Raw genomic sequence first — 7972 nt, 5'->3', positions numbered from 1 at the left:
GAGCAGCTCCGCGAGCCGGGCCCAGTCCTCCAGGTCGCGCAGCACGCGCTGCAACGCGAGCGTGGCCTCCTCGTGGCGCGGCGCCAGGGCGAGCGCGGCCTCCAGGTCGCTCGCGGCGGCCTCGCGGGCGCCCTGCCCTTCGAGCAGCGAGGCGCGCAGCAGGAGCGCCTCCACGCGGCGGGCGGTGGGGCCCTGGCGCGCGGCCTCCGCCAGCGCGGCGGCTTCGTCCGCGGGCTCGCCGTCGCGGCGGGCCAGCTCCGCGAGCTGGAAGAAGGCGTCGCACCGCGCGTCGGCGGGCGGCTCCAGCGCGATGGCGGCGCGCAGCGCGTCCCCCGCGGAGGCGCGCGCGTCCTTCTCCAGCAGCACGGTGGCCAGGGCCAGCAGCCGCTCCCGGGCGCGGGCGCCCAGGCTGGCGTCGGCGGCGACGGCGCGGCGCCAGGCATCGAGCTCGGCGGGCGCGTCCGACGCCTCGCGCGCCAGCTCCGCCAGCATCAGCAGCAGCGGCGCGGGACGGCGCGACAGCTTCGCGGCCTGGGCGCAGTCGTCGCGAGCAGGCCCCGCGCGGCCGGCGCTCCGGTGCAGCGCGGCCCGGCGCGCGAGCAGCTCCGCGCGGGCCTCGCCCGACGCGGCGGACACCAGGGTGCCCAGCAGCTCCAGCCGCTCGGACTCCTCTTCCGGCGTGCCCGTGCCGGGCGGAGGCAGCAGCTCCAGCAGCGCCTGCGCCGCCCACGCGTCCTGCGGCTCCTCCGCCAGCAGGCTGCGCAGCGAGTCCGCCGCGGCGCCCGCGCGGCCCAGGGCGAGGCACAGCTCGGCCAGCTCGCGGCGGGCCTGACGGCGGGCGTCTCCGGAGAGGCGCGGCCACAGCTCCACCAGCAGGTCCGCAAGGGCCTCGCGGGCGCCGGCCTTGCGGTGCAGCGCGGCCAGCTCCAGCCGCGCGTCCAGGTCCTCCGGCGTGCGCGCGCAGAACTCCGCGAGCAGGCGCCGGGCCGCGTCCGTGCGGTTCGCGCGCACCGCGGCGGTGGCGGCCTTGCGCGTGAGGGCCACGCGCTCCGCCTCGCGCGGCGCGTCCACGTCCGCGGGCGGCAGCGCCAGCACCGCCTCGAAGTCCTCCAGCGCGGCGCGGGCGTCCGTGGGCAGCCGCAGCTCGCCCCGGCGGATGCGCGCGGGCGCGAACGTCGCGTCGCGCTCCAGCGCCTCGGCGAGGAAGGCCTCTTCGCGGCTCGTGCCCGCGGCCAGCAGCGACGCGCGGAAGAGCAGCTTCGCGCCCGCCCGCGCGTCCGGCACCAGCGTGGCCCGCCGCGCGTACAGCCGCGCCGCCTCCAGCTTCTCGCCGCGCTCCAGCTCCAGCTCGGCCAGCGCCTCCAGCACCTCCGCGGCGAGCGGGCCCTCGGGGCTGGCCTCCAGCGCGGAGGCCAGGCGCATCAGCGCGGCGGCCTTCTCCCCGCGCTCCAGCAGGGCTCGAGCGCTCTGGAGGAACAGGGGCGCCGCCTCCTCCGCCCGGTCCGCGCCCGCCAGCGCCTGCGCGCGCGTGGCCCACAGCTCGGCCAGGGCCTGCGTCTCGCCGGCCTCCGTGTAGAGGGCCTCCAGCCGCGTTGCGAGCACGTCGTCCAGCCGCCGCAGCGGGAACGCCTGCGCGTACGCGGCGATGGCGCCCTCGCGGTCTCCCAGCAGCTCGCACGCGCGGCCCAGCCGCGCGCGCACGTCCGCCAGCTTCTCCGGCGCCGCGGTGCGCGGCAGCGTGGCCAGCAGCGACTCCAGCGCGCGCCGGGCGTGCTCGGGCCGCTCGCAGCGCAGGCTCAGGTCCGCCAGGTCCAGCAGCACCGCCGCGTCCGGAGCCAGCCGCGCGGCCTTCTCCAGCGCCACCAGCGCGTCGCCCACGCGGCCCAGCCGCGCCTCCAGCACGCCGGCCAGCTCGCGCAGCGCCGCCGCCGCCAGCCGCTTGTCGCCCTGGGCCTCCGCCACGCGCGCGCGGTCCTCCAGCGCCGTCGCCAGGCCCGCCAGGTCGGAGCGCTTGCGCTGCAGCGCGCACAGCTCGCCCAGCGCCGGCAGGTCGTCCGGCTCCGCGCGCAGCACCTCCTGCAGCGCGTGCACGGCGAGGTCCAGGTCGAACGCGAGGTCGCGCGCGGCCACCGCGAGCCGGCGGTACTTCTGCGCCCGCTCCTTCGGCTCCGCCGTCAGCCGCGCCAGCGCCGCGAGGCAGCGGGTGAGCTGCGCGCCGTCGCGGCGGGCCTCGGCCAGCGCGAGCAGCGACTCCAGCGCGGGCCGGTGGTCGCCGTCCGCCTCCAGCGCGAGCGTGAGCAGCCTGTCGGCCTTGTCCGCCTGCTGGAGCTTGCCCCGGTACAGCTCGCCGGCCTCGGCCCACAGCGCGGCGCGGGCCTTCGGCTCCTCCTTCAGGGCGGCGGCCTTCTCCAGCGCCTCGGCCAGCTCCTGCGAGCGGCCGGTGACGCGGAAGTAGGGGATCAGCTCGTCCAGCGCCACCGCGTCGCGCGGATCCAACGCGAGCGCCGCCTCCAGGTGCTCTCTCGCGCGCGCCGGGTCCCCCAGCTTCGTGCGCGACAGCCGCGCCAGCGCGTGGTGGCTCTCGTGCGCCGCGTGACGCACGCCCTCCGAGCGCGGCGCCGGCCCCGCCAGCTCCAGCGCCTGCTGATAGCCGCTCAGGGCCTCCTGCAGCCGGCCCAGGCCCTCCGCCACGCGCGCGGAGGCGAACAGCGGCTCCGGCTCGCCGGGCAGCAGCGACACCGCCTCGCGGTAGCGCAGCAGCGCGTTCTCCGGTTGCTTCAGGCCCTCTTCCCACACCCGGCCCGCGAGCAGGTCCGCCTGTCCCACGCGGTCCAGCTCATGGCGCGCCATGGACACCTCCCGCAGCCGGTCCAGCGCCTTGAGCGCGCGCAGGTGCTCGCCGCCGCGGTGGCACAGCTCGCCGAGCAGTAGCAGCGCGTCCGGCTGGTCCGGCGACAGGCGCAGCGCGGCCTCGCAGTGCAGCCGGGCCCCGGCGATGTCGTCCTCCGTCTGCGCGCACAGCCGGGCCAGGTGCACGTGCGCGTCCGCGGCCTCCAGCGGGTCGCGAGCCAGCGCCGCGAGCCGCCGGTACGCCCGCACCGCGCCAGCCCGGTCGCGCGCCTGGTCCGACGCGCGCGCCAGCGCCTTCAGCGACGGCAGGTGGTCCGGCTTGAGGCCCAGCAGCTCGTGCAGCGCCTTCACCGCCACCTGGGGCGCGGTGTCGCGCGAGGAGCGCGCGGCGGCCTCGGCGGCGAAGAACGCGGCGGCCTCCTCCGACGTGCGGCGGGCCAGCGCGCACAGCGCCAGGTAGCGCTCCGCCGCGCGCGCCCCCTCGCCCCGGCGCTCGCGCACCACGGCCTCGCCCCACAGCGCCGCGGGGCTGCGGTCCCGACGCCGCGACAGCGTGGCCGCCACGTCCAGCGCCAGGTCATGCGCCTGCGGATCCGCCACGAGCAGCGCCAGCAAGCGCTCCGCCGCGAACGGGTGCGCGTCCTGCGCGTCCCCGGCCTGGAGGTACGCCTGCCGCGCCTCCGCGAGCCGCCCCTGCGCGACCAGCCCCTCCGCGTCCGCGAAGGCCCGCGCGCCCTCCAGCGCCAGCATCAGCTCCTCGTCCGGCGCGGCGGGCGGCGGCAGCCCTCCGGCGGCGAAGCGCAGGCGCAGGCCGGTGCTGGAGACCTCCGCCGCGGACAGGCGCGCGGTGTCCAGCGTGGGCACCTTGTAGCCCCGGCTCAGCGCGGCCAGCTCGCACAGCGCGGGCAGCACGCGCGTGGAGAAGCCGGTGGCGCCGCGCACCTCCACGTCCGGCAGCAGGCCCAGCGCGCCCACGGCCTCCGACAGCAGGCCCGGCAGCTGCACCGACGGCGTGGCGGAGAAGCCATACAGCCGCACGTCGTAGAGGTAGACGGCCAGCCGGTCCCCGTCCGCGTCGAAGGCGATCTTGAACGTGAACGGCGTGCGCTCCGGCGCGGGCAGCCGCCCCTGGCCCTCCAGGTAGCCGGGGCGGAAGTGCAGCCGCAGCTCCTCCACGCCCGCGAGCCGCCCCGCCAGCTCCGCCACCTTGCGCGTGACCAGGTCCGCGTCGACCGTCAGCTCCAGGAAGCCGAAGAGCAGCTTCTTGCGCTGGTAGCGCGTGGCGCCCGCGCTGACGTTGAACGGGAAGCTGACGTCCGGAATCTGGAGCGCGAAGTCGGCGATGCGCAGCCCGGGCTGGACCTCCAAGGCCGGAAAGCCCACGAACGCGCGCCGATCCAACAGGCGCAGCTCGGGGGCGGCGCCGGATGCGGGCGCGGCGGGCTTGGGGGACTCGCTATCGGTGGCCATCGGTGGAGGTCGCAGAGGCTACCATGCCCCCTAAGCCCTGGAATTTTTAGGCAATCCCTCGGCTGGGAAGCAGGCGGCGGGGCACGACATACCCAGGCGTCTTCCAGGTGATTCCGTCATGGAGGAACGTCATGCGCCCAAGGCGGAAGCCGTGCAAGATGCCGCGCCGTGCTGGCCCCCGACGCACTGGTTCTGGACGGCCGTTTCCGGGTCCTCAAGCCCCTGGGCTCTGGGGGCATGGGTGAGGTGTACCTGGGCGAGCAGGTCTCCCTGGGCCGCAAGGTCGCCATCAAGGTCCTGCACCACGATCTGCACGCGCAGGCCGGAATGGCCGAGCGCTTCAAGCGGGAGGCGCGCCTCCTCTCCGCGGTGGAGCACCCGGCGGTGGTGCGCATCGTGGACTTCGGCCAGTCCGGCGACGCCGCGTGCCTCGTCATGGAGTTCGTGGAGGGGCAGAGCCTCCATGACGCGCTCCAGGGCGGCCCGCTGTTCGCGCCCCGGGCGCTGGCGCTGCTCCAGCAGCTGGCGGAGGGCCTGGCGGCCATCCACGACAAGGGCATCATCCACCGCGACCTGAAGCCGGAGAACGTCCTCATCTCCCCGTCCGCGCGCGGGGAGCAGGCGCGGCTGCTGGACTTCGGCATCGCGCGGCTGGTGGAGCCGGAGGCGGGCAGCGCGCTCAGCCAGGTGGGCGTGGTGCTGGGCACGCCGGAGTACCTGTCCCCGGAGCAGGCCGTGGGCGCGAAGGTGGACACGCGCAGCGACCTGTACTCCTTCGGGGTGCTGGCCTACCGCGTGCTGTCCGGGCGGCTGCCGTTCGACGGGCCCTCGCCGCGCCACTTCCTGTCGCAGCACGCCTCCGCGGCGCCGCTGCCCCTGGATCGCGCGGCCCCGCAGCTGTCGCGCTACGTGGGGTTGCTGTCGCTGGTGATGCGGCTGTTGGACAAGGATCCGGCGAAGCGTCCGCAGACCGCGAGCGAGCTGGCGGACGCGCTGGGCCTGGCGCACACGGCGCTGGTGGCGTTCACGCCCAGCCAGGGCACGCCGGTGGTCCACGCGAACCTGACGCCCACCAGCGGGACGGCGGCGTTCGGGGTGAACCCGGAGGCGCCGGCCCTCCCGGGCTCGGGCACGGCGGCGTTCGGGGTGAACCCCGCGCCCGCGGGCCCGGCCTCCGGCACGGCGGCGTTCGGCGCGGTGCAGGTGCCGGCAGGCCCCTCCGTGACGGCGCCCCCGGCCCAGAACGTGCCGCGCACGGGCACGGCGGCGTTCGGCACGACGGCCCGGCTCCCGGGCCCGCTGGGGGCGGTGACGGGCGGCGCGGCCGTGGCGAAGGCGCAGAACGTGACGGTGATGCTCACCGACATCCAGGGCTTCACCGACCGGATGAGCCGGCAGACGCACGAGGAGAACGCGCGGATGCTGGACACGCACGACCGGCTGTTGATGCCGCTGGTGCGCGAGCACGACGGGAAGCTGGTGCAGAAGCGCGGCGACGCGCTGCTCGCCGTCTTCCGCGCGCCTTCCGCCTCCATCCGCTGCGGCATGGCGATGCAGGAGGCGCTGTGGCGCTACAACCAGACGGTGCCGGAGGAGCACCAGCTCCACATCCGCGTGTGCCTGCACTCCGGCGAGGTGCTGCTGACGAACGACGCGGTGCTCGGCGAGCCGATGGAGGTGGTGAAGGCCGTGGAGCACGTGGCCGCCGCGGACGAGGTGACCTTCACCGAGGCCGTGAACATGGTGCGAAACCGCGCCGAGGCCCCCGCCGAGCCTTGCGGCACCATTCCCCTGCCCGGGCGCGAGGAGAAGGTGCAGCTGTACCGGGTGACGCGCGCGGCGGAGGGCTCGCCGTTCGGCGCGGTGCTGAACAGCGCCGAGCCCGGGGCGAAGCAGTCACCGCTGGCGGGACTGCGCGCGACGACGCGCCGGGGCCTGGCCTTCCTGCGTCAGCATCCGCGAGCGGTATTGGGGGCCCTGGCGTTGGTGGCCGCGAGCGCCGCCTGGACGGTGCACGCGAGTGATCCGCTGGTGCAGGCGCGCGGGCTGATGAAGGACGGCAAGCCCAGGGAGGCGCTCCAGCGGTTGGATGCGCCGGACGCGCCGGATGACGCGGAGGCGACGCGGCTGCGCGCGGTGCTGAAGCACGCGCTGAACAAGCACAACGATGAGCACAACCTCATCCTGGGCCTGGACAAGGAGGGCACCCAGGAGCCGGAGGACGAGCTGCTGGACGGGCTGGCCGAGGACTACGGGGACAACGAGAAGGACCTCTCCGCGCGCCAGGCCCTGGAGGCGCTGCCCGCCACGACGGTGCGCGCACACCTCGAGTCCCTGGCCCGGGGAGCGCCCACGACGAAGCAATGGGGCGCGCTGCGCTACCTGGACGGGAAGGACCCCAAGGGACTGGACCTGGTGGGGCTCTACTCCGCGTCGTTGGCGTCCAGCGACTGCGGCGTGCGCACGAAGGCGGCCTTGCGGCTGGCGAGCCTGGGGGACGCCTCCGCCCTGCCCGCCCTCACGCGCGCGGCGGAAAAACCTCCGGGCGGCAAGGCCTGCAACCCCCAGACGTTCAACCGGGCCATCGAGGAGCTGAAGAAGAAGTCCGCGCCCTGAGCGCTCGGGCCGGGCGTGGCTCCACGGACGCGTGCGTGTCACGGAGGCCGCGCGCTCGCATGCGCTTCAGGTCGGAGGCGCGGCGGAGCCGGTGTGCATACCGTTTGCAGTCGGGGCGAACCTCCCTCGCGGTCCCCCATGAGCCCCATGAGCCCCATGAGCCCCCTTCGCAGCGGCATCCTCCTCCTGCTCCTCCTCACGGCCTGTGCCTCCACGCCCTCCGTGCCCCCGCCCCTCTCTCCGGAGGAGCTCGTGCTCGCGAAGGGCGTGCGTGTGAAGCGCATGGCCCCTGGCGTGTGGATGCACGTCACGGAAGCGGGCGGGGACTGGGCGGGGGTGACCGCGAACGGGCTCCTCGTGGAGGACGGTGACACGTCCATCCTCGTCGACACGGGCTGGACGCCGGAGCACGCCCAGGCGCTGCTCACCTGGGCCCGGGACACGCTCCACCACCCGGTGCGCGCCGCGGTGGTGACGCACTTCCACCTCGACCGGACCGGCGGCATCCCCACGCTCGACGCGCAGGGCATCCCCGTCCACGCTCGCGAGGACACGGCGCTCCGCGCGGGCAGGCAGGGCAACCCCGTTCCCTCCAAGCGGCTGGCGGATGCGCAGGACTTCGGACCGCTGTCGGTGTTCTTCCCCGGCGCGGGGCACTCGCCCGACAACCTCGTCGTCATGCACCCGGCCTCGGGCATCCTCTATGGCGGCTGTTTCATCAAGGATGCCAGGGCGAAGACCCTGGGCAACCTGGAGGACGCGGACGTCGCCGCGTGGCCCTCGAGTCTCCAGCGCGAGCGCGAGCACTTCCCCAACGCCCGCATCATCATCCCCGGCCACGAGCAGCCCGGTGGAACAGAGCTGCTCGACCACACCGAGGCCCTGCTGAAGGAGGCCTCGCGCTGATGCGCCTTGTATGAACTCCACCAGCCTGACGGTTCCGGTATAGAGCGGGGCCGGAAGGTACCGGGAGAGGGTCGCCGTGTTCGCCTTGGGGCTACGTCCTCGGGACTGAGATTGGCGCCCTCGACCGGTG

At 75.6% G+C, this 7972-nt stretch carries 2 protein-coding genes and 1 pseudogene; 2 read left to right on the top strand and 1 reads right to left on the bottom strand.

What is annotated here, in order from left to right; translation table 11 throughout:
• Positions 1-4320 (bottom strand): annotated as a pseudogene (locus U8525_RS33960) (flagellar hook-length control protein FliK); the annotation flags it as partial.
• Positions 4321-4512: 192 nt separating this feature from the next.
• Between U8525_RS33960 and U8525_RS33955 the strand changes: the two are divergent.
• Positions 4513-6936 (top strand): protein kinase, encoded by a 2424-nt coding sequence (locus U8525_RS33955; RefSeq protein WP_374270892.1) that lies wholly within the window; start codon positions 4513-4515, stop codon positions 6934-6936.
• Between the two features lie 156 nt (positions 6937-7092).
• Positions 7093-7842 (top strand): subclass B1 metallo-beta-lactamase, encoded by a 750-nt coding sequence (gene bla / locus U8525_RS33950; RefSeq protein ID WP_374270891.1) that lies wholly within the window; start codon positions 7093-7095, stop codon positions 7840-7842.
• Positions 7843-7972 lie beyond the last annotated feature (130 nt).

It is taken from the genome of Corallococcus sp. RDP092CA, from assembly GCF_041903675.1.
Taxonomy (GTDB): Bacteria; Myxococcota; Myxococcia; order Myxococcales; family Myxococcaceae; genus Corallococcus.
Note: the sequence above shows the minus strand (reverse complement) of the source record. Positions and strands in the feature narration are given on the sequence as shown.

What these genes read in the sequence shown, in the direction of transcription:
- bla (WP_374270891.1), top strand. Translation starts at nt 7,093, where the DNA reads ATGAGCCCCCTTCGCAGCGGCATCCTCCTCCTGCTCCTCCTCACGGCC.